At 71.1% G+C, this 18,385-nt stretch carries 21 protein-coding genes; 13 read left to right on the top strand and 8 right to left on the bottom strand.

The window, feature by feature from the left end; genetic code table 11:
- The first annotated feature begins 73 nt into the window (after positions 1–73).
- Genes urtB through urtE form a run of 4 tightly spaced genes read left to right on the top strand, consistent with a single transcriptional unit; the run spans position 74 to position 3,610 of the window.
- Positions 74–961 (top strand): urea ABC transporter permease subunit UrtB, encoded by an 888-nt coding sequence (urtB, locus tag DLJ58_RS18775; protein WP_091398903.1) that lies wholly within the window; start codon positions 74–76, stop codon positions 959–961.
- Entirely contained in the window at positions 958–2,145 is a 1,188-nt protein-coding gene (urtC, locus tag DLJ58_RS18770) for an urea ABC transporter permease subunit UrtC (protein ID WP_124858174.1), read from the top strand. The genes urtB and urtC overlap by 4 nt, the downstream gene beginning before the upstream one ends.
- Positions 2,142–2,918 (top strand): urea ABC transporter ATP-binding protein UrtD, encoded by a 777-nt coding sequence (gene urtD, locus DLJ58_RS18765; protein WP_124858172.1) that lies wholly within the window; start codon positions 2,142–2,144, stop codon positions 2,916–2,918. Before urtC ends, urtD begins: the two co-directional genes overlap by 4 nt.
- A complete protein-coding gene (gene urtE / locus DLJ58_RS18760; RefSeq protein ID WP_244219016.1) occupies positions 2,915–3,610 on the top strand; it encodes an urea ABC transporter ATP-binding subunit UrtE in 696 nt (231 codons plus the stop codon). Before urtD ends, urtE begins: the two co-directional genes overlap by 4 nt.
- A gap of 15 nt (positions 3,611–3,625) precedes the next feature.
- On the opposite strand, the gene DLJ58_RS18755 is transcribed toward urtE, so the two are convergent.
- On the bottom strand, positions 3,626–4,660 hold the full coding sequence (locus DLJ58_RS18755) for a LacI family DNA-binding transcriptional regulator (RefSeq protein ID WP_124858170.1): 1,035 nt from the start codon (positions 4,658–4,660) through the stop codon (positions 3,626–3,628).
- Positions 4,661–4,793: 133 nt separating this feature from the next.
- Between DLJ58_RS18755 and DLJ58_RS18750 the strand changes: the two genes are divergently transcribed.
- Complete coding sequence (locus DLJ58_RS18750) at positions 4,794–5,741, top strand: LamG-like jellyroll fold domain-containing protein (RefSeq protein WP_208741201.1); 948 nt, start codon at positions 4,794–4,796, stop codon at positions 5,739–5,741.
- Between the two features lie 37 nt (positions 5,742–5,778).
- On the top strand, positions 5,779–7,881 hold the full coding sequence (locus DLJ58_RS18745) for a PQQ-dependent sugar dehydrogenase (protein WP_124858166.1): 2,103 nt from the start codon (positions 5,779–5,781) through the stop codon (positions 7,879–7,881).
- A 257-nt stretch (positions 7,882–8,138) separates the two neighbouring features.
- On the opposite strand, the gene DLJ58_RS18740 is transcribed toward DLJ58_RS18745, so the two are convergent.
- Positions 8,139–8,672: a hypothetical protein gene (locus tag DLJ58_RS18740; RefSeq protein ID WP_208741199.1), complete on the bottom strand. Its 534-nt coding sequence runs from the start codon at positions 8,670–8,672 to the stop codon at positions 8,139–8,141.
- A gap of 92 nt (positions 8,673–8,764) precedes the next feature.
- On the opposite strand from DLJ58_RS18740, the gene DLJ58_RS18735 reads away from it, so the two are divergent.
- The gene (locus tag DLJ58_RS18735; protein ID WP_124858159.1) at positions 8,765–10,036 is read left to right on the top strand and encodes a sensor histidine kinase; all 1,272 of its coding nucleotides are present in this window, start codon (positions 8,765–8,767) and stop codon (positions 10,034–10,036) included.
- Positions 10,029–10,724: a response regulator gene (locus DLJ58_RS18730; RefSeq protein WP_244219015.1), complete on the top strand. Its 696-nt coding sequence runs from the start codon at positions 10,029–10,031 to the stop codon at positions 10,722–10,724. The genes DLJ58_RS18735 and DLJ58_RS18730 overlap by 8 nt, the downstream gene beginning before the upstream one ends.
- A 101-nt stretch (positions 10,725–10,825) precedes the next feature.
- Here the strand turns inward: DLJ58_RS18730 and DLJ58_RS18725 are convergent, their stop codons facing one another.
- From DLJ58_RS18725 to trpB, 3 genes are read right to left on the bottom strand one after another with little or no spacing between them, the layout of a single operon-like run.
- On the bottom strand, positions 10,826–11,557 hold the full coding sequence (locus tag DLJ58_RS18725; protein ID WP_124858157.1) for a GntR family transcriptional regulator: 732 nt from the start codon (positions 11,555–11,557) through the stop codon (positions 10,826–10,828).
- Between the two features lie 56 nt (positions 11,558–11,613).
- Positions 11,614–12,336 carry a tryptophan synthase subunit alpha gene (gene trpA / locus DLJ58_RS18720; protein WP_124858155.1) on the bottom strand — a complete coding sequence of 241 codons (723 nt, stop codon included), beginning with the start codon at positions 12,334–12,336 and terminating at the stop codon, positions 11,614–11,616.
- Complete coding sequence (trpB, locus tag DLJ58_RS18715; RefSeq protein ID WP_124858153.1) at positions 12,333–13,514, bottom strand: tryptophan synthase subunit beta; 1,182 nt, start codon at positions 13,512–13,514, stop codon at positions 12,333–12,335. Before trpB ends, trpA begins: the two co-directional genes overlap by 4 nt.
- 101 nt (positions 13,515–13,615) lie before the next feature.
- Here trpB and DLJ58_RS18710 point away from each other — a divergent pair, with 101 nt between their 5' ends.
- The 4 genes from DLJ58_RS18710 (at position 13,616) to DLJ58_RS18695 (ending at position 16,297) form a co-directional block, all read left to right on the top strand.
- Positions 13,616–14,086: a molybdenum cofactor biosysynthesis protein gene (locus DLJ58_RS18710; RefSeq protein WP_124858151.1), complete on the top strand. Its 471-nt coding sequence runs from the start codon at positions 13,616–13,618 to the stop codon at positions 14,084–14,086.
- 97 nt (positions 14,087–14,183) lie between these two features.
- Positions 14,184–14,882, top strand: a complete 699-nt coding sequence (locus DLJ58_RS18705) for a nucleotidyltransferase domain-containing protein (protein WP_244219014.1) — start codon at positions 14,184–14,186, stop codon at positions 14,880–14,882.
- A gap of 20 nt (positions 14,883–14,902) precedes the next feature.
- Positions 14,903–15,661 carry a nucleotidyltransferase domain-containing protein gene (locus DLJ58_RS18700; RefSeq protein ID WP_244219018.1) on the top strand — a complete coding sequence of 253 codons (759 nt, stop codon included), beginning with the start codon at positions 14,903–14,905 and terminating at the stop codon, positions 15,659–15,661.
- Positions 15,662–15,769: 108 nt separating this feature from the next.
- Positions 15,770–16,297 (top strand): SUKH-4 family immunity protein, encoded by a 528-nt coding sequence (locus DLJ58_RS18695; RefSeq protein WP_124858145.1) that lies wholly within the window; start codon positions 15,770–15,772, stop codon positions 16,295–16,297.
- A 1-nt stretch (position 16,298) separates the two neighbouring features.
- On the opposite strand, the gene DLJ58_RS18690 is transcribed toward DLJ58_RS18695, so the two are convergent.
- The 3 genes from DLJ58_RS18690 to DLJ58_RS18680 all read right to left on the bottom strand — a co-directional run bounded on the left by DLJ58_RS18690 (position 16,299) and on the right by DLJ58_RS18680 (position 17,763).
- A complete protein-coding gene (locus tag DLJ58_RS18690; RefSeq protein WP_091398883.1) occupies positions 16,299–16,676 on the bottom strand; it encodes a nuclear transport factor 2 family protein in 378 nt (125 codons plus the stop codon).
- Positions 16,677–16,781: 105 nt separating this feature from the next.
- Entirely contained in the window at positions 16,782–17,333 is a 552-nt protein-coding gene (locus tag DLJ58_RS18685; RefSeq protein WP_341869912.1) for an ATP-binding protein, read from the bottom strand.
- A 97-nt stretch (positions 17,334–17,430) separates the two neighbouring features.
- Positions 17,431–17,763, bottom strand: coding sequence for a nuclear transport factor 2 family protein (locus DLJ58_RS18680; protein WP_112725061.1), 333 nt, complete (start codon positions 17,761–17,763; stop codon positions 17,431–17,433).
- A gap of 181 nt (positions 17,764–17,944) precedes the next feature.
- Between DLJ58_RS18680 and DLJ58_RS18675 the strand changes: the two genes are divergently transcribed.
- A complete protein-coding gene (locus DLJ58_RS18675) occupies positions 17,945–18,331 on the top strand; it encodes a DUF2267 domain-containing protein (protein ID WP_124858143.1) in 387 nt (128 codons plus the stop codon).
- The last annotated feature ends 54 nt before the right edge of the window (positions 18,332–18,385 follow it).

Raw genomic sequence — 18,385 nt, 5'->3', positions numbered from 1 at the left:
ACGCCGGCCCGGGCGGAACGCGTTGCCGCGCGCTCCGTCCGGGCCACCCGACCAGCAGTTCGGAGTACCCACCGTGACAGTCCTCTTCGGTCAACTCTTCACCGGCATCAGCATCGGCGCGGTGCTGCTGCTCATCGCGCTCGGCCTCGCGCTGACCTTCGGCCAGATGAACGTGATCAACATGGCGCACGGTGAGTTCATCATGGCCGGCGCGTACACCACCTACGTGCTGCAACAGAGCATCACCGGCGCAGGCCTGTCGCTGGTGGTCGCGCTGCCGGTGGCGTTCGTGGTCGCCGGCACCATGGGTGTCCTGCTGGAGGTGCTGCTCATCCGCCGGCTCTACGCCCGGCCACTGGACACCCTGCTGGTCACCTGGGGTGTCTCACTGATTTTGCAGCAGCTGGCCCGGGACATCTTCGGCAGCCCGAACGTGCAGACCCGCGCGCCCGAGCTGCTCACCGGCAACGTGGCGCTGCCCGGAGGGCTGACCATCGCCAACAACCGGCTGTTCATCCTGGCCCTGGCGCTGGCCGCCGTCGCGGCGCTCACCCTCGCGCTGCGCCTCACCCCGCTCGGGCGTCGTATCCGCGCGGTGGTGCAGAACCGCGACCTCGCCGCCGTGTCCGGCATCGCGACGTCCCGGGTCGACCGGACGACCTTCTTCCTCGGCTCCGGCCTTGCCGGGCTCGCCGGGGTGGCCCTCACCCTGCTCGGCCCGATCGGCCCGACCATGGGCACCAACCTGATCATCGACGCCTTCCTGGTCGTCGTGGTAGGCGGGATCGGCCAGCTCAAGGGCAGTGTGATCGTCGCCTTCGCCCTCGGCGTGCTCCAGGCCACCGGGGAGTACCTCACCACCCTCAGCGTCGCCAAGGTGATCGTGTTCGTGGCGATCGTCGCGTTCCTCCAGTGGCGGCCACAGGGCCTGTTCACCCTGCGGACCAGGAGCCTCGCATGACCGCCGTCACCCCCGCGCCACCCAGCACCGCCGTCCGCCCGGCGCCTGCCGGCGCCGCACCACCGGGTCGGCCCGCCGGCCGCTCGCGGCTACGGACGCTGGCCGGCTTCGCGTTCGGCGCGGCGCTGCTGTTCGCCGTCGCCCCGCTGGTGCTGTCGGACTTCCGGTTGGCGTTGCTCGCCAAGTACCTCTGCGTCGCCATGGTCGCGGTCGGCATCGGGATCGCCTGGGGCCGGGGCGGGATGCTCACCCTGGGCCAGGGTGTCTTCTTCGGCCTCGGCGGCTACGCGATGGCCATGCACCTCAAGCTCGCCGACGCGGGCCCGGGTGGGATGCCCGACTTCATGCAGCTGTACGGGCAACTCGACGAGCTGCCGCTGTGGTGGCGGCCGTTCGCCAGCCCGTGGTTCGCGCTGCCCGCCACGGTGCTGCTGCCGATGGCTGTGGCCTTCGGGCTCGGCTCGCTGGTCTTCCGTCGCCGGGTCCGCGGCGCGTACTTCGCCATCCTCAGTCAGGCCCTCGCCGCCGCGATGGTGATCCTGCTGATCGGCCAGCAGGGCACCACGGGTGGCACCAACGGGCTCACCGACATCAAGGGCTTCTTCGGCTACGACCTGGACGACCCGGTCAACCAGCGGATGGTGTACTTCATCATCGCCGGGACGCTGCTGGCGTTGCTCGCGCTGACCCGTCAGCTCATCCACAGCCGATACGGCGAGCTGCTGGTGGCGGTCCGCGACGGTGAGGAACGGGTCCGCTTCCTGGGCTACGACCCGGCGTCGGTCAAGCTGGTGGCGTACGTGGTCGCGGCGGGCATGGCCGGGCTGGCCGGGGCGCTGTTCGTGCCGGCGGTGGGCATCATCTCGCCCGCGCTGATCGGTATCGTCCCGTCGATCGAGTTCGTCATCGGCGTCGCGGTGGGCGGCCGGGCCACACTGCTCGGGCCGGTGCTCGGCGCGGTGGCGGTGGCCTGGGCGCGTACCGCGCTCTCCGAGCGTTTCCCGGGCACCTGGACGTACCTTCAGGGGTTGCTCTTCGTGGTCGTGGTGGCGTTCCTTCCCGGCGGCCTGGCGTCGCTGTGGGCCTTGGCCCGCCGCCGCGACGTCGCCGCGCAGCCGCTGCGGCGCGGGCGGTTGTCGCTGGGCCGACGACGCGCCGAGCGGACGGAGGTGCCGGCGGCATGAGCGGCGAGCGGTTGGACGGGTTGTCCGTCCGTGACGTGCGGGTCAGCTTCGACGGTTTCACCGCAGTGGACGGCGTCTCGTTGGAGGTGCCCGCCGGCGACATCCGGTTCCTGATCGGGCCGAACGGCGCCGGCAAGACCACACTGGTCGACGCGATCACCGGTCTGGTCCGGGCCACCGGCTCGGTCCGGTTCGGTGACGAGGAACTGCTCGGCCGGCCGGTGCACCGGATCAGCCGGCTCGGCATCGGGCGGACCTTCCAGACCTCGACGGTCTTCGAGGAGCTGTCGGTGTTGCAGAACCTCGACATCGCGGCGGGCGCCCGACGCAGCTGGGCGACCCTGGCCCGCCGCCGCCGGGGTGTGCCCGACGAGATCGCCGCCGCGCTGGAGACCATCGGTCTGGCCGAGCGGGCCGCAGACCTCGCCGGGACGCTCGCGCACGGTCAGAAGCAGTGGCTGGAGATCGGCATGCTGCTGGTGCAGGACGCGCGACTGTTGCTGCTGGACGAGCCGGTCGCCGGGATGAGCCATGAGGAACGCGACGCCACCGGTGCCCTGTTGGAGACGGTGAGCCGGGATCGCACGGTCGTCGTGATCGAGCACGACATGGACTTCCTGCGTCGGTTCGCGCGCAGCGTCACAGTGCTGCACGCCGGCCGGGTGCTCAGTGAGGGAACTGTCGCGCAGGTCCAGGCGGACCCGCGTGTGCAGGAGGTCTACCTTGGCCACCCGGTCGACGCCGGGTCGGCCCGCACTGGCCTGGAGGCATGATGCTGACGCTGCGCGGGGTGCACGCCGGGTACGGGCGTTCCCGGGTGCTGCATGGGGTCGATCTGGCGGTCCCGCCCGACGGGGTAGCTGCTGTGCTCGGGCACAACGGTGCCGGCAAGAGCACCCTGCTGCGGGTCGCGGCGGGTCTGTTGCGCCCGAGTGCCGGCACCGTCGAGCTGGACGGCGAGGACGTCACCCGCGCCGGGCCGCACGAGCGGGTGGCGCGGGGGATGGCGTACGTCCCGCAGGGTCAGCAGTGCTTCCCGCACCTGACGGCGGCGGAGAACCTGCGGCTGGTCGCCGACGGCCGGCGCGACGGGGCGGTGGCCACGGCGGAGGTGCTCGATCTGTTTCCGGCGTTGCGCCCGTTGCTGCGGCGTCGGGCCGGGCTGCTCTCCGGCGGTCAGCGCCAGCAGTTGGCCATCGCCCGCGCCCTGATCACCCGGCCCCGGCTGCTGATGCTCGACGAGCCGACCGAGGGCATCCAGCCGTCGGTGGTCGCGGAGATCCAGGAGCGGATCGTCGAGTTGACCCGGCAGTCCGGGTTCAGCGTGCTCCTCGTCGAGCAGCACCTGGGCTTCGCGCTGCGGGTGGCGGACCGCTACCACGTGCTGGAGTCCGGTCGGGTCACCTCGCACGGCGACGGAGGTGTCACGGCCGAGCCGGATGTCCGGGCTGCCCTGGCCGTCTGATCGGCGCGGCGTCGGTCAGGTTATCGGCGCGGGCCCGGTCGAGTCGCGGACGACCAGCAGGTGACCGGTGGGGCGGCGGCGAGGGCGTGCCGTGCGCGGCTTGAGCGCGAGGGTGAGTGCCGTGCGGCCCATCTCGGTCATCGGCAGGCGGATGGTGGTGAGGCTGGGTGCGAGGTCGGCCGCCACGGAGACGTCGTCGAAACCGACCACGGACATCCGCGCGGGCACCGGCACACGGCGGGACCGCAGCGTCGACAGCACGCCCATGGCCATCACGTCGTTGAGCGCGATGATCGCCGTCGTCCCGGGGTGGTCGTTGAGGATCTGCTCGGCGGCGGCGCGTCCACCGCCGCGGGTGAAGTCGGTGTGCACGACGGCCAGGTCGGTGGTGGGCCGCCCGCGCTCCCGCAGGGCCGACGACACTCCGGCCAGCCGGTCGGCGACGGTGGTGAGGCCCGCGCTGCCCGCGGCGACCGCGATCCGCCGGTGGCCGAAATCCATCAGGTGCTGAGCGAGCGCATGGCCGCCGGCCTCGTTGTCCGGCAGGACGGCGTCGACCCCGAGCGCGTGCCGTCCGATGGCAGCGGCCCGTCCGCCGTGGTTCTGGAACGCGGCCAGCTCGGCGCGCGCCGCGCTCTCCATCCGTGGGTCGTCGTAGCCGGAGCCGCTGATCAGGACGATGCCGACCCGCTGGGCGATCAGGTGGCGTAGCTGTTGCAGCTCGTAGTCGGGGTCGCGGCCGGACTGGCAGATCTGCACCAGCAGCCCCTGCTCGGAGGCGAGCTGGATGACCCCGGCGGCGATCTCGGAGAAGTACGGGTCGTCGACCTGGTGGACGATCAACCCCACTGTGGAGGTGGCTCCGCTGGCCAGGGTGCGGGCGTACGGGTTGGCCACGTAGCCAAGCTCATGGGCGACCTGCCGGATCCGATCGGCCACCTCGGTGCTGACCCCCTCACGGCCGGCGAGGGCGCGGGAGGCGGTGGCCAGCGAGACGGCGGCGTGTTCGGCGACGTCCACGAGGCGCGGCCGTTGGCTGGCCCTGGGCATCGGCAAACCTCCGAAAACATCCATGTCACCCGATCTGTTGCGAGTGGCATCGATCGAAGCCTAGGGTACGTAAGCGCTTACGTAAGCGCTTACGTGACCGGCATCCGGCATGCCGCGAAACGAGGTGACAGCCATGTCCAGGGCCCGACGAGCGGCCGTCTCCCTCCTGGCGATCGGCGCACTGACCGGCGCCAGCGCGCCACCGGCGCAGGCGGATCGGAGCATGTCGTCCGACGTCCACCCGGCGCTGCGCGCGCACCTGGTCGCCGCGTACGACTTCGACCACCCGGTGCCCGGCGACCCCGCACTGGAACGCGACCAGGGGCGTTCCGGCACCGAGATCGAGCTGATCAACGGCGGCACCGCCATGCGGGTGCCGGACCGCGCCTACCGGGGCAGCCGCAACGCGGTGCAGACCCGGCAGGTCGCCCCCGCCGTCGCCGGCAACGACGACTGGAAGGCCGGCACCTGGTCGGCCAGCGGGGTGCGGACGCTGCGCGCCTTCAGCGCCACCGCCGGCACCACAGTCATGGGCTGGTTCAAACTGAACATGGACAGCCCGCTACCCAACTCCACCACAGCCGACCCGGACGACAGGTACAACGCGATCGGGCTGGCCGGAGTGCTGACCGGCGACTCCGACGGCCACGGCGTCCGCGCACTGCTGGAGCTGATCGACGTCGACGGGGAGTTGCGTCTCGTCGCGCTCGGCCGGCGGCTCGACGGCGGCAACTCACAGACCTTCGCCGCCACCCGGGACTGGCGCGAGCTGCTGCCGGTGGGGGAGTGGGTGCACCTGGCCGCCACCTTCGACTTCAACACCGGCGCGCTCGCCCTCTACCGCAACGGCGAACCGGTGGACGGCTTCTACACCCGCGCCGACGATCCGTGGCTGGTGTCCGGGCCGGGCCCGCACGTGACCACCGCGTCCGACCCCCGGGGCATCAAGATCGGCGGCAGCTTCCCCCAGGACACCCTGGAACGCAACCCGTGCGACTGCCGGATGGACGGCCTGATGTTCCTCGACAGTGTGGTCTCCGCGAACGACGTGCGGAGGCAGTACCGCCACCTTGCCCGCTGACCACCCTCGGCACCGTCCCACCGAGAAGGAGACACGCGTGCGCACCCTGCACCGCCGCGCCGGCACCGTCCGCCGGCCCACAGTGAGGGCCGGCCTCACCGCCCTCGTGCTGATCCTGTCCACCCTGGTAGCCACGCCGGCGCGCGCCGCCGACGCGGTCGACGACCCGATCCCCGAGATGCCGGTCCAGTCCCGACTCGGGTTGGTCCTCAGCGAGTACGCCAGCTTCCCGCAGTCGTACCCGACACCGGCGCCGACCGACGCGCGGCTCATGCGTACCGCGCGGATCAACACCATCATGGAGATGCCCGACGGTTCCGGCCGGCGGGCGGTGCCCGACCTCAACGGCAGCCTCTACCTGGTCGAGGGCGGCGTGCCGCACGTCTACCTGGACGTGGCCGCGACGTTCGCGCCGCGGTTCTTCTCCGGTCGTGGGCTCGGCCAGGGCTTCGGGTACGTCGCGTTCCACCCGGAGTTCGGGATGAACGGCCGGTTCTACACCATCCACACCGAGTTGGCGTCGACGACGACCGCCGTCCCGGACTACGCCCAGCCCAACACGCTCTTCCACGGTGTCATCACCGAGTGGACGGCGACGGATCCGGCGGCCGCCACCTTCGCCGGTACGCACCGGGAGGTGCTGCGCATCGGCTTCGGCGGCCAGATACACGGCATCCAGGAAATCAACTTCAACCCCACGGCCAAGCGCCATGACCGCGACTACGGCCTGCTGTACCTCGCCGTCGGCGACGGTGGCCAGGGCGCGCGCAACACCGACCCGCAGAACCTTGCCCTGCCGCACGGCAAGCTGCTGCGGATCGACCCTCGGGGCACCAACTCCGCGAACGGGCGCTACGGCATCCCGGCCGGGAACCCGTTCGTCGGCCGGGCCGGGGCGCTCGGCGAGCTCTACGCCGTGGGTTTCCGGGACCCGCACCGGTTCAGCTGGGACCGGGCGACCGGCCGGATGTACCTCGGACACATCGGTGAACACGCCGTCGAGGCGATCTACGAGGTTCGCGCCGGCGACAACTTCGGCTGGAGCGAGCGCGAGGGCTCCTTCGTCTTCGACAAGACCGCCACCAGTCCGTGCGACCGGCTGCTCCCGCTGCCCGCCGACGACGACAGGTACGGCTACACCTACCCGGTCGCCGCGTACGACCACGACCCTGCCGCCGGTTGGAACTGCACCGACGACGTCGGTGTCGCGGTGGCCGGCGGCTTCGTCTACCGAGGGCGGGCGCTGCCCGCGCTGCGCGGCAAGTACGTCTTCGGTGACCTGGTCGACGGCCGGGTGCTCTACACCGAGGCCAACGAGATGCGCCGCGGCCGAGGGCTGGCCACGATCCACCAGCTCGCGCTCTTCGACGCGGCGGGCACCCCGGTCCGGATGCGTGACCTGTCCGCGCCGGGTGCGCCCGGTGACCCCAACCGGGTGGACCTGCGCTTCGGCACCGACGCCGCCGGTGAGCTCTACGTGGTCGCGAAGGCCAACGGAAAGGTCTGGAAGGTGACCGGTACCCGGGAGTTCGCCAGCGGTGACGTCGGGGACGTCACCCTTTGCCGCACCGCCGGAGCCGCGAACTGGTCGCCGGTGACGCCGGCGAAGTGGCAGTTCACAGGCGACCAGGTCATTCTGGCCGAGGCCGGGGAGAGCCGGCCGGGCCCGCGCCGGCCCTTCGAGTACGCCGTGCTGACCAACGGCCCGGCGTGGTCGTCGGTGCAGGTCGACGCCCAGGTACGACTCGACACACCGGTGGAGGTCACCAACCGGGACGTGATCATCGTCTTCGGCTGGCGTTCGGACACCGAGTTCTACTACGCCCATCTCTCCACCGACAACACGATCTATCCGCACAACGGCATCTTCAAGGTGGACAACGCCGACCGGGAGCGCATCGACCACCAGTGGAACGGCCGGTCCCGGGGCGCCAACCCGGCGATCACCGACGCCAGGTGGCACCGCGTCCGGGTGGTGCACCTGCCGGCGACCGGCGAGATCGCCGTCTACGTCGACGGGCGTCGGGACCCGCTGCTGACCGCGAAGGACACCACGTTCGGCTCGGGGCGGGTCGGCTTCGGCTCGTTCGACAACGTGGGCCGACTGCGCAACCTGACCGTCACCGGCACGCCGGCCTGAACCGGGTCACGGTGGGGACGGTGACGACTCAAGTCGCCGTCCCCACCGAGCAACGGTCGCGACCGTGCGAGATCAACGGCGAGGCGCACGCCGGACCGACTAGTACAGCAACGGCAGTAGGCGGATCGAGTTCGGTTCATGCGCGCCCCACCTACCGCCACGCCGATCGACTCTGCCGAAGACAGGGCCCTTGAGCAGGTAAGTGGGACGATTCCAGCAGTTGTTGTCGGCATGGGGCTGGAGGTTCCGTCATCTCATCATTCGGCGGTGGGTCCTGCTGGGACGGTGACCTTCCGGAGGAGGACGTGGCAGATCGGGTACAGCAGGGCGCCGTCGAGGTAGTGGCAGAACATCGCTCCGAGGTATGACGGGCCGCCCCAGGCGTTGTTGATGAAGTTGGGGTCCAGCCCGGCGAAGACCTGCTCTCCGATGCGCCAGGCCATGTACACCTCCAGCAGGACGAGGAACGCGGCGGCCAGGCATCGCAGCAGGATCAGAGGGTGGAAGCCGGATCGGAACGTTGCCCGGATCCGGGCCGTGATCGGGCGCCCGACCGGCCCGAAGATCACCATCCAGCCGAACGGGCTACGGCGCGAGGCCACCGTGAACCAGGTCGCCACGATGGCGAGGACGACGAGATGGGGAAGCCACGCGGAAGTGCCGTTCACGTGCGGTTCGATCTGTTCGGAGCGGTGGAGAAAGACCGCGACGCCGGTGGCGAGTCCGGCGGTCGCGGAGACCGCTGCGGTGATGACGGCGGGACGGGACAGTTGCAGCCGGTGGTTTGTCATGGCACCGACACTCGGCCATACCGCCAGGCTCGGGCGTCGCTCTCCAGCATGATTCGGGACCTCCCTCAGGAGTCGCCTCGTCATGCTGGAGCATGACGACCGGGTCGGTGTGCCTGGTTAACGTGATGGACATGCGACGTCGCCGGACCGATCTGCCATCGCCCGATCTGCTGGACATCGCTCTCGCGGTCGGATCGTTCGGGCTGTTCACCCTTCCGGTGCTGATCCGTGGTTCCGGGCATAGTCCTGCGGCGGCGGTCGTCGTGTTCGGCGCCGCCGTGGCCGTGCCGCTGGTGGTGCGCCGGGCGGCTCCGGTGCCGGTGCTCATCACGGTGTCGTCGGTTCTCGTCGTGGCGGCTCTGACCGATGTTGGGTTCACGGTGTTCCACAGCAATGCGGGCCCGGCGCTGGCGATCGCCGTGCTGACCGTGGCAGACCGGCTCCCGCGTGCCGTGTCGCTGCGGGTTGGCGTGGCCGCGGTGGGGCTGGTCACCGCCGCGGAACTGATCGCGATGCAGCTGCATCCGGCCACCGGGCAGAACGCGATCCAACTGGTCCTCGCGATTCCGGCGTGGCTGGTCGGGTACGCCTTCGGCTCCCGCCGGCAGGCGGAACGGCGCTTGCGCATGGAGGAGGAAGAACGGGCGCGGGAAGCCGAGCGTCGGGTCCGCGCCGAGGAACGGGTGCGGGTCTCCGCCGACGTGCATGACATCGTGTCGCACACGCTGAGCATGATCGCGGTGCGATCGGGCGTGGCCCGCATGGTGCTCGAACAGCGACCGGGTGAGGCTCTGGTCGCACTGGCGGCGATTGAGACCGCCAGCCGGAGCGCTCTGGACGAGTTGCGAGCGGTGCTGCAGTCGTTGCGGGATGCTCCGGAAGACCTGGTGCGCACGGGCGGTCCGCTGGCTGCTGGTCCTACCGTCGATCGTCGGACACTCGCCCACATCCGGTCGTTGGTCGACGACCTGCGCGAGGACGGCCATCCGATCACGCTGTCACTGACCACGGATGCCGGTGCACCGCCGGCGGTCGAGGAGTCGGCTTATCGCGTGGTGCAGGAGGCGCTGACGAACGTGGTACGTCACGCCGGCCGGGCGACGACGTCCGTCGAGGTCGAACGCGGACCGGAAGGGTTGGACGTCACGGTCGTTAACGACGTCCCGGTCGCCGGTACCTTCAAGGCCGGACGGGGCTCCGGGAACGGCTTGGCCGGAATGCGGGACCGGGTCTCGTTGTACGACGGCACGGTCGAGGCCGGACCGCGTCGCAACGGCGGCTACGCTGTGCGCGTACATTTCCCGCTGCCACCGGCGACCCGGCCGGAGCCTGGCGACCGTACCGGGAGAAGGCGCCGTGGCTGACACCGAAGGCACGACAGTGCCGGTCCGGGTTTTGGTCGTGGACGACGAGGCGCTGGTCCGAGCCGGATTCCGGGTACTCCTGGAGACCTCGCCCGGGCTCACGGTGGTCGGCGAGGCCGACAACGGCGCCACAGCGGTCCGGCAATGCCGTGCGCTACGTCCGGATATTCTGCTCATGGACATCCGCATGCCGGTCATGGACGGCCTCGAAGCCACCCGGCACATCGCCGACGACGGCAGCATCGACGCCCGCGTGCTGATCGTGACAACGTTCGGGGAGGACGAACACGTCTTCGCCGCGCTGCGCGCCGGGGCAAGCGGTTTCGTCCTCAAGGACACCCCACCGGAGGACCTGCTCAGCGCCATCCGCGTCGTCGCCGGCGGAGAGGCACTGCTGACTCCACGGGTGACGACCCGACTGGTGGCGGAATTCGTACGCCGTACGTCCGGGCGGAAAACCCCGGTGACCGCACCGGAGGGCCTCGACGACCTGACCGAGCGCGAACGCGAGGTGCTCGTCCAGGTGGCGGCCGGCAAGTCGAACGCGGAAATCGCCGACCACTTCATCGTCAGCCTCAACACGGTCAAGACCCACGTGAGCCGGCTGCTGTCCAAACTGTCGGCCCGCGACCGGGCGCAACTTGTCGTATGCGCCTACGAGTGCGGTTTGGTGGTACCCGAGAGATGACAACTCATCATCGGGTTGCGTTCAGTCGCGCGATCAGCTCACCGGAAAAGGTGTGCCCGGAGATTCACAACCCGCCTATACGCCGACGCGCTCTCATGCCGCTAGACCGCTCCGTAGTGGAGGGACAACCCGGTGGCGGCCCGGTCGGCGGTGATCTGCATCATGCTGCCCAGCATCGTCGCCCGGTCGGTCACCAGGGCCGTCCCGTCGGGCGCGTACGTGATCCGGTCACTGACCAGCACGGGCGCTCCCTCGGCCTCGTCCAGATGCCGGGCCACGTCCGCGTTCAGCACCTCCGGTCGGATCGTCTCCGCCGCCCGGGCCACCACCACCCCGAGGTCGGCCAGGGCCGCGTACAACGAGGTGCCGGTGAAGTCCACGTCGTGCAGGCGGTTCGCGTGCGGCTCGCGTACCCAGGAAATCTGATGAATGGCGCGGCGGCCGGCGAACGCGCGGACGCGCTCCAGGCGCAGGCCCGTCTCGGCCTCGCGAACCCGCAGCCGGGCCGCGACGCGCGAGGGCACGCGGCGCTGCGCGCGGGAGATCACCGTCGTGTGGACCTCGTGGCCCTGCTCGCGCAGGTCGTCGCCGAAGCTCCGCAACGATCCGAGCTGGTACGCGGCATGAGCAGGCGCGACATAGGTGCCCTTGCCGGGCCGCTGGACGATCAGGCCCTCGGCGCTCAGTTCGCGCAGGGCCTGCCGCAGCGTCATCAGAGTGACGCCGTACGCCGTGCTCAGCTCGCGCTGCGCGGGCAACGCCTCACCCGCCACGTAGCGACCGTCGCGGATCTTGGCGGCGAGGTCGGCGGCGATGGCCCGGTAGCGTGCCACTGTTCTGTCTCCCGATGCGTCGACTGTCCGCTCCCGTCATCGACGGCCACCGCCGATCATCGCACGGTGGCCACCTGAGACAACGCGGCCCGCAGCGACGCCACGAAGGCGCCGACCTCGGTGGGACCCGCCCCGTCGAGGATGCGTCGCATGACGGCCGCGCCGACGATGACTCCGTCGGCGACCGCCGCGGCCTCGCCCGCCTGTTCCGGGGTGGAGATGCCGAAGCCCAGCAGCACGGGTAGGTCCGTGATCTGCTTGAGCCGGGCGGCCAGAGTGACGGCCGACGGTGCGAGCCGGTCGCGTTCGCCGGTCGTGCCCATGATCGAGATGGCGTACACGAAACCCTGACTGCCTCGGCCGATCTCGGCGAGCCGATCGTCCGGCGTGGCGGGGGAGGCGAGCAGGCTCACCTGGACGCCCGGCACGTCCAGCCCGGCCAGCTCGTCGAGGGGCAGGTCGGGCACGATCAGCCCGGTCACCCCGGCCGCCGTCAGCGCGTCGCCGAACCCGGGCCGCAGCGCGATGTTGGCGTACGTGCTGGCGACGATAGGGATGCCTGTCCGCGCTGTGGCGAGGTCTTCCAGGACCGAGGCGGGCGTGGTGCCTCGGGCGAGCGCCGTGTCCGAGGCCTCCTGAATGGTGCGGCCGTCCACCGTCGGGTCGGAGAACGGGAGCCCGACCTCGACCATGTCGGCTCCGGCGTCCTCGAAGGCGTCCAGGTACGCCGTCCAGCCGGGCACGATCCCGCCCGTGATGTAGGGCATCAGTAGCTTCATGCGAGCTCCGCTTCCGCGATCAGGGTGGTGATGTCCTTGTCGCCGCGCCCCGAGAGGGTGACGAGCACTGTCGATCCTCTGGGCAGCTCCGGCGTGCCGGCGGCGCGGACGACCCAGGCGAGCGCGTGGGCCGACTCGATGGCGGGCAGCACGCCCTCCGAGCGCGCGAGCCGGACCGCGGCCGCGATCGCCTCCCCGTCGGAGGCGGTGACATACCGGGCGCGCCCCAGATCGCGCAGGTACGCGTGCTCGGGGCCGACGCCGGGGTAGTCCAGCCCGGCGGCGATCGAGTGCGCCTCCTTGATCTGCCCGTGTTCGTCCTGGAGGAACAGCGACTGGAAGCCGTGCAGGACGCCGATCTCCCCGTTCGTCGCGCCGGAGCCGCCCTCGGCTTCCACCCCGACGAGCTTCGCCGAGGTCTCGACGAACCCGGCGAAGGTGCCCGCCGCGTTGCTGCCCCCGCCGACGCAGGCGACCACGTAGTCGGGGGTGGCGGCGGGCAGCTCGGCCGCGCACTGCCGCCGGGCCTCGTCACCGATGACGCGCTGGAACTCGCGGACCATCATCGGATAGGGGTGCGGACCGATGACGGAGCCCACGCAGTAGTACGCCTCGTCGACGTCTGTCACCCAGTGGCGCATGGCCTCGCTGGTGGCGTCCTTCAGCGTCCGACTGCCGGTGGTCACCGGAACGACCTCGGCACCCAGCAGCCGCATACGGAAGACGTTGTGCGCCTGGCGTTCCACGTCGCGTTCGCCCATGAACACCTTCACCGGTAAGCCCAGCAGGGCGCCGGCCGTCGCCGTCGCGACGCCGTGCATGCCCGCCCCGGTCTCGGCAATCAGACGCGTACGCCCCATGCGTCGGGCCAGCAACGCCTGCCCGAGCACATTGTTGATCTTGTGTGATCCGGTGTGTGTCAGATCCTCCCGCTTGAGCAGCACCGTCACACCGAGTTCGGTCGAGAGTCGCACGGCCGGCGTCAGCGGTGTCGGCCGTCCCACGTGGGCCGACAGCAGCGCGGCGAGACTGCCGCGGAACCCGGGGTCGGCCCACGCCTGCGAGAAGGCCTCGGCGACCGCCTCGCAGGCGGGGATCAGAGACTCCGGCACGTACCGCCCGCCGTAGCTCCCGTATCGCCCCGGAACGCCTGCCGGTCGTAGTGTTATAGAACTCATGCAACAGTTATAGAACAGTGGAGGTCGCCTGGCAAGAGAGGCGGCACCGCGCATCCGCCGACCTGCCCCGGAGGCCCTATCCGATTCGTAGAATTCCTGCCATGCCGGAGATCGTCGAGTTGCTGGCCTCGCCCGTGCACCGCTTCCTGGGCCGGCCCGCCGACGGCCCGGCCCCGGCCCCACCCGGCGAGCTGGTCGACGCCGTCCGGATCCGGGCCGGCCTCGGCATCGTCGGCGACCGGTACTTCGGTCAGCAGGCACACCGCGACGCCAGCGTCACCGTCATCGCCCGGGAGTCACTGCCGGTCGGCGTCGGCCTGGCCGAGGTGCGGCGCAACATCCTCACCACCGGGATCGCCGTGGACGAGCTGATCGGCAGAGTGCTGGTGCTGGACTCCGGCGACGGCCCGGTCAGCCTGCGGGTCAACCGGGCGGCCCGACCGTGCGCCTGGATGGACGTCACCGTCGGCCCGGGGACATGGAAGGCGCTGCGCACCACCGGCGGCATCCGCTGCACACCCCTCAACGACGGCACCCTGCGCGTCGGCGCGATCGACGCCGTCGTGAGCTGAGGAAAGGGCTCGACGTCAGCACTCCCGGACCGGCATGGTGTGCACCGGACAACGGCCGCCCAGGCGGTCGGCGCAACGCTCGGGGGAGGCGGCGGCAGTGGAGCACACGCTGACCGATCAGCTGGTCGACGACCACACGATCTTGCAGGTGGTCGTCGGTTCCCGCGCGTTCGGGCTGTCCGGCGCGGCATCGGACACCGACCGCCGTGGGGTGTACGCACTGCCGGCCTCGGCGTTCTGGGGGCTGCGGAAACCTGCGCGCCACCACGACGGGCCGCTCGACGAGCAGGTGCGCTGGGAGGTGGAGCGGGTCTGCACGCTCGGGTTGGCGGCGAATCCCACGGTCCTGGAGGTGCTGCACTCTCCGCTGGTCGAAACGTGCACCCCACTGGGCGTGGAACTCCGGGCGCTCACGCCGGCCTTCCTGTCCCGACGGGTGGCCGACACCTACCTGCGGTACGCCACCGCCCAGTTCGGAAAGGCCGAGCGTGGGATCGCCCGCACCGGCGTTCCGACGTGGCGGCACGTGATGCACCTGATCCGACTGCTGACCGCCGGGGGTGACCTGGTCCGCACCGGCCGCCTGGTGCTGGACGTGGGCGTGGACCGGGACCGCCTGCTGGCGGTCAAGGCGGGTGAGGTGCCCTGGGCCGAAATCGTCACCTGGCGCGACCGCCTCGTCAGCCGGATGACCGCGGACCTGGCCACCAGCCCGTTACCCGACCAGCCCGACGAGGCAAGGGTCGAACAGTGGCTGATCTCCGTCCGGGAACGCTCCGTGCGGTGCTCCGCGTGACGGCCTGGGAGGCCGCGGGTCTGCCGGTCGGCGTCGACCTGACCGCCATCGTCGCCGAGCAGCCGCACCCGCTGGTGTTCGCCACCGTCTCCGGCGCCCACCTGTACGGGTTCCCGTCCACCGACTCGGACGTCGACCTGCGCGGCGCGCATCTGCTTCCGGTCGAGGACCTGATCGGGCTGGCGCAGCCCACCGAGACCCGTACGGTCATGACCGACCGCGACGGCGTGGAGCTGGACCTGGTCACCCACGACCTGCGCAAGTTCGTGCGGCTGATGCTGCGGCGCAACGGCTACGTACTGGAACAGCTGCTGTCACCGCTGGTGGTCCACACCACGACGGTGCACGCCGCGTTGGTCGAGCTGGCACCGCTGGTGCTGACCCGGCACCACGCGCACCACTACCGCGGCTTCGCCGCCACCCAGCGGCGGCTGTTCGACACGACCGGCGAGCTGAAACCACTGCTCTACGCCTTCCGGGCGCTGCTCACCGGCGTGCACCTGATGCGCACCGGCCGGATGCTGGCGCACCTGCCGAGCCTGCTGCTCGCCGAGGCGGCACCGGCGTACCTTCCTGAGCTGATCGCGGCGAAGCGGTCCGCCGAACACGGTGGGTTGAACGGCATGGTCGCGGGCCCGGTCCTCGGCCGGGACCTGGCTGAGCTGGCGTCGCGACTCGACGAGGCGCAGCACGACAGCCGGCTGCCGGAGCAAGCTGCCGGGTCGGCTCAGCTCGACGAGCTTGTGGTGACGGCCCGGCTGGCGGATTCGGCGAGGTGACGCTCCGGCGAGCTGGTGCGTGGTAGAACCAAACCGCGCATCGGCTCGCGGATCTCCGGGCAGCCGGGGCAGTGCCGGACGGGACCTCATCCGAACAGAGGTGGTGCGTTGAACCTCGAGCTGCGGCAGCTCATCGAGGAGCTGCGGGCTGAGCTGGCCGATCTGCCGGACAGCCTGGCCTACGCCCAGTTCGGCGAGGGGGCGGCCATCGACGCCCTACCGGCGGGGCTCCCGGCCGACCTGCGGGACCTCCTGCTGGTGGCCGACGGGCTGCGGGCGGGTCGGGTCGAGCTGGCGTCCTCGTCGACCCTCGCGGGGATCCAGTACCACCTGGACTACGCGCCGGACTTCTCGTCCATCCCGCAGGACCGGGCAGGCTGGCTGGTGGTCGGCGTCCGCAGCGACGAGCCGATCTTCATGGATCGTGGCACGGGCGCGATCTGGTACTTCCCACCGAACGGCACCGAGTGGTTCATGTCCGACGCGTTCGAGGAGCTCGCCCCCGACGTGGAATCCTTCGTGGACTACTACCTGCTCGGGCCGGGCTACGCCGACCTGACCCCCGCCGACGACCGGTGGTTCGCGTTCCTCGACGAGCAGGGCCTGCTCGACGAGGACGACGAGGACGGCAGCTGAGTCAGACCGGGCTGATGTGTGCGGCCAGGACCCGCCAGCCGTGCGGGTCGTCGTGGACCCACGTCCGGGTGTAGCGCAGCCGCGCAGCGAACGGCGCCCCCTCGAAGACCCCGGACACCCGGCCCAGGAAGAACGTCACCCCCGTCGCACCGACGACGAGCAGGTCCAGCTCCTCCTCCACCAACTCCTCGACGACCGAGCGGCGGTCCCGGTGGGCGGCCAGGTCATCCTGCTTGCTGTGGGTACGCCCGTCCGGGCCGATGGCGATCAGCTGGTCGACCAGCAGCTGATCGAGGGCGGCGACGTCACCGGCCCGTTGGGCGGCCTGCAGGGTGCGCTCGGCGTCGAGCAGCTCGGCCTCGCGTGCGCTGTCCGGCATCGTGGCGTCCTCCCGTTCGGGTCCGACCCGGTGCCACAGTCGGCCCGGCCTGTCCGCATTGTGGCAGCCAACCTGGCCCGGGCGGGTGGGGATCGCCGCCGACGTTCACAGACTCAGGCGAATCCGTACGACGGTCTCCCCGGGGCTGGTGAGCACCGCGACCTCGTCACAGATCTGCTCCACGATCGCCAGCCCGCGACCCCGTACCGAGTCGGCGGCCGGCATGCTCCGGCCGAACGCCCGCGTCGGACCCTGGTCGACCACGTCGCAGAACAGCTGACCCGGCTCGGCCCAGAGCCGTACCCAGCCGCCGCCGGTGGTGTGCTGCAACGTGTTGGTGGCCAGCTCGCTGACCGCCAGCGTCAACAGCTCCACCCGCTCGGCCGACAGACCACGGGCCAGTGCCCCGGCGCTGACGAACGCGCGCAGCGCCCGTATGTCGGTCGCGACCTGATACGCCATGGTGTCCGCGGCGTGGGTGGGGACACTCTGCTCGGCCACGGTCTCCCGTCGCTCGCCCGGCATCAGCCCGCCCGGTGCGGCTGCCCGGCCAGCGGCACCGCGTTCCGCGCGGGTGTCGTTGACGTGCGAGCCTCGAAGTGCGCCATCGGGCAGCCGGAACCCTTCTCGTAGCGACAGCTGTTGCCGCCACATCATGTCACCCACTGCCCTCTTGACTGTCTCGTCCGTTCGGCGCTTGATCACCTGCGGGCCCGCCCGACCAGCATCGCCGCGTCGGCAGCCGAACTCGGCGTCAGGGGCGGATGTCCAGGGCGCCGATCAGCCCGTCGCGCAGCGTGAACCGGTACCGCAGCTCGATCGGGCTGCCGGGGAAGTCGCCGGACACCCGGGTGATGGCCAGGTACGAGTCGCCCGCCTGCGACGTGACCCGGACCGGCTCGGCGGTGTACGAGTAAGCGTCCATCGTCTTCTGCCGCCAGGCGCGGATCGAGGCCCGCCCGTCGTACAGCTTGTCCTCGTCGGCGACGCTCGCCGTGTCCGCGAAGCAGGCGACGAAGGCGTCCAGATCCCGGTCGTTGACGGCCCGGAAGTACCGGTCGATCACGTCGGGCAGGTCGAGGGCCATCTGCTCCTCCTGCGGCACGGGCCGCCGTCGGGCAGCCGTCGGGTTCCCGGTCCGACCCCACCGTACGAGAAGCTGACGGCACCGCGCGGAGCAACCAGCAGAACCAGCCCCGCTGCGGCTGCCGGGTTTGCTGCCGGTGGGCCCGGGTAGCCACGCGTTTCCGAAAGCGAAGGGCGGGGGGATGGCCGAGCTGGCGTTCGTCGACAAGGTTGCGGCACGGGCGGGTCTCCCGCCGGAGCAGGCGCGCTCGCTCACCGAGGCGGTCCTGCGGACCCTCACCGAGCGGCTCAGCGGCGGGGAGGCGGGCGCGTTGGCCCCCCACCTGGCCGACGAGCTGAGCCCGCTGCTGGTCAAGGCCGCCGAGCCGCCGGAGACCTTCGGCTACGACGAGTTCCTGAGCCGGGTCGCCGACCGCGCCGGGATCGACCGTCCGGCCGCCGAGCGGGGCACCCGGGCGGTGCTCCAGACGATGCACCGGGTGGTCGGGCACCGGGAGTTCGAGGACGCCCTGGCCCAACTGCCGGCGGACCTGCGGGCGCTGGCGCAGCCGCTGCCGCACGGCCCCTGACCGACGCCTCGGAGCGTCTCCCACAACATCCTGGGTGGGGGTCCTCTCCCGGCG

It is taken from the genome of Micromonospora arida (assembly GCF_003857035.1).
In the GTDB taxonomy this organism is placed as follows: Bacteria; Actinomycetota; Actinomycetes; order Mycobacteriales; family Micromonosporaceae; genus Micromonospora; species Micromonospora arida.
Note: the sequence above shows the minus strand (reverse complement) of the source record. Positions and strands in the feature narration are given on the sequence as shown.